Raw genomic sequence first — 2858 nt, 5'->3', positions numbered from 1 at the left:
CACCCACCCCCACCGCACCACCGCCGACGGAGCGCGCCCTCCCTGGGTCGTCTTCGTGCACGGCGGCCCCACCGGCGACTACCCGATGGTGTACGACCTCGAGATCGCCTACTTCACCAGCCGGGGCATCGGCGTCGCGACCGTCGACTACGGCGGTTCCGTCGGCTACGGCCGCGCCTACCGGGAGCGCCTGAACGGTGCATGGGGGGTCGTCGACGTCCACGACTGCGTGACCGTCGCACGGGCCCTGGTCGAAGAAGGGCTTGCCGATCCCGACCGGCTGGCGATCCGGGGCGGGAGCGCGGGCGGCTGGACCGCGCTCGCCGCCCTGACCCACACGGACACCTTCGTCGGGGCGGTGTCCTTCTACGGCATCACCGACCCCGTCAGCTGGGCGGACACCACCCACGACTTCGAGTCCCACTACCTGGACGGTCTCATCGGCCCCCTGCCGCAGAGTGCCGCGCTCTACGAACAGCGCTCGCCCGTCCTCGCGGCATCTCACGCCAGCGGGCCCGCCCTCCTGCTCCACGGCCTGGACGACGCCATCGTGGACCCCGCCCAGTCCTCAGCCATGGCCCGGGCGCTGAGAAAGGCCGGCATCCCCTACGAGCACGCGGAATTCCCGGGCGAACGGCACGGCTGGCGGCGGGCCGAGACCATCCGGGCCGCGCTCGAGGCCGAGCTCCGCTTCTACGAGCGGATCTTCACCTGCCCCGAAGAAGCCGGAGGCAGCATGAGCCGCCCCGTGGGCTCCGCCCTCCCGGAGCCTCAGCCGTGACGGCCGCCACCGAGGGCACCCCGACGGCCGGGGACGCCGGGCGAACGCCCCGGGGCAGTGCACCGGCGGAGGTCGCCGGGCAACGGCCCCGGCGCAGTACACCGGCAGAGGACGACATGAGGAGGCCCCGCCTGCCCCCTGCGCCGCTGCGCCCCGGTGACACCGTGGCCGTCGTCGCGCCGGCAGGGCCCGTGGACGCGACGGAGATGTCCGCCGCCCGGAGCCTGCTGGAGGGCTGGGGTCTCAGGGTGCGTTCGACTCCCCGGCTCTTCTCCACCCGGCTCGGCTATCTGGCGGGCCCCGACGAGGACCGTCTCGAAGACCTCACCGAAGCCTGGCTCGATCCCGAGGTCCGAGGAGTCTTCTGCGCGCGGGGCGGATATGGAACCCAGCGCATCGCCGACCGCCTCGACTACCCGCGCCTCGCCGCCGCGGGCCCCAAGTTCCTCGTCGGCTCCAGCGACATCACCTGCCTGCACCAGGCGTGGGGCGACCGCCTCGGCCTGGTCACGCTCCACGGCCCCATGCCGGCCTGCCGACCGCTTCACGACGACGAGGAGACCGCCCGTCACCTGCACGCGGCCCTCTTCGGTCCGTCCGCGCGCTCGCTGCCTCTCACCGGGCCCGTTCTGGTGCCCGGACGGGCGGAGGGGCGCCTCACCGGTGGGAACCTCTCCCTGCTCGCCTCGTCGACGGGAACCCGCACCGCACCCGACACCGAGGGGTGCGTCCTCTTCCTCGAAGACGTCGGCGAGGACCCCTACCGCCTGGACCGGGCCCTGACGCAGCTCAGACGCGCCGGCGTTCTGCAGCGCACGGCCGGGGTGGTGCTCGGCGACTTCTCCGCGTGTGGCCCTCCGGAGCACGTGGAGGGCGTCCTGCGTGACCGCCTGTCCGATCTGGGCGTCCCCGTGGCAGCCGGACTGCCCGCCGGTCACGGACCGCGGCAGCTGACCCTTCCCCTCGGCGCGGACGCAGTGCTCGACACCGCCCGGCACCGCGTTGCCCTGCCCTCGCAGCAAAGGACCCCCCGATGACACGCGTGCTCATCTCCGCCGACATGGAAGGCGTCACCGGCGTCACCTGCCCGGACGACGTCGAACCCGGCACGGCCTCCTGGGAACGGCTGCGCCCCCTGTTCACCGGCGACGTCAACGCCGTCGTCGACGGCCTCCTCGCGGGCGGCGCCGGCGAGGTCGTGGTCAACGACGCCCATTACACCCAGCGGAACCTGCTCATCGAGGCCCTCGATCCCCGCGCGCGCCTCCTCACCGGCCGCCACAAGCCGCTGGGCATGATGGAGGGCATCGACCGGGCCGACGCGGTCGTCTTCCTCGGCTACCACACCGGCGCCGGACAGCAGGGCGTCCTGTCCCACACGTACCTCGGAACCGGACTGACCGCCTTCCGGATCGATGGTGAGCCCGCCGACGAAGGACGCATGAACGCCCTGATCGCCGAGGAACACGGCGTGCCCGTCATCCTGGTCACCGGCGACGACCGTACCTGCGAGGCCGCCCAGGCATGGGCCCCGGACGCCCGCGTCGTGGCGGTCAAGGAATGCGTCAGCCGGTACGCCGCGCTGTGCCTGCCTCCCACGCGGAGCGCGGAGCTGCTGCGCGCCGAGGCCACGGCCGCCGCCCGTGCCCGGAGCGTTTCCGCCGCGCGCCCGGACGGCCGGGCACGATCCGTGCGCAGACCTCCCGGCCGCCCCCGCCGCTTCGAACTCGACTTCCACGCACCCCATCTGGCCGCGGCGGTGCTCGCCGTCCCGACCGTCGAGGACAACGGCCCGTGCGGCATCGCCTTCACCGCACCCGACGCCACCACGGCGGCCAGAACCTTCAAGGTGTGCACCACCGTCGCGGGCGCCGCGATGGAGGACCACTTCGRCTGACCGGCCGGACGATCCCGACTGGCTGCGCTTCAGGGTCCTCGGGGCGACCAACCCCGCCTACTTCGGGCTCTACGCCCGGCGCCGGATGGCGCTGTACGGGGACACGGTGGAGGACTTCGCCCAGGTGAAGGTCAAGAACGCGGCGGCCGGGGCGCTCAACCCGCTGGCGCGGTACCGGAC

At 73.4% G+C, this 2858-nt stretch carries 3 protein-coding genes and 1 pseudogene; all 4 read left to right on the top strand.

The annotated features are described in order from the left end of the window. Positions 1 to 781 (top strand): S9 family peptidase (locus EAO71_RS35280; RefSeq protein WP_147981901.1); only part of this gene is annotated, 781 nt, incomplete at its 5' end. A gap of 116 nt (positions 782 to 897) precedes the next feature. Next, the gene (locus EAO71_RS35275) at positions 898 to 1818 is read left to right on the top strand and encodes a S66 peptidase family protein (protein WP_147981900.1); all 921 of its coding nucleotides are present in this window, start codon (positions 898 to 900) and stop codon (positions 1816 to 1818) included. Continuing rightward, a complete protein-coding gene (locus EAO71_RS35270) occupies positions 1815 to 2678 on the top strand; it encodes a M55 family metallopeptidase (RefSeq protein WP_147981899.1) in 864 nt (287 codons plus the stop codon). The genes EAO71_RS35275 and EAO71_RS35270 overlap by 4 nt, the downstream gene beginning before the upstream one ends. Next, positions 2671 to 2858, top strand: a pseudogene (locus EAO71_RS39445) (lipid-transfer protein); the annotation flags it as partial. The gene EAO71_RS35270 and the pseudogene EAO71_RS39445, both read left to right, overlap by 8 nt.

The organism is Streptomyces sp. MS191 (genome assembly GCF_008042125.1).
Lineage (GTDB): Bacteria > Actinomycetota > Actinomycetes > Streptomycetales > Streptomycetaceae > Streptomyces.
The sequence above is the reverse complement of the archived record's forward strand: the minus strand, read 5'-3'. Positions and strand labels throughout refer to the sequence as shown.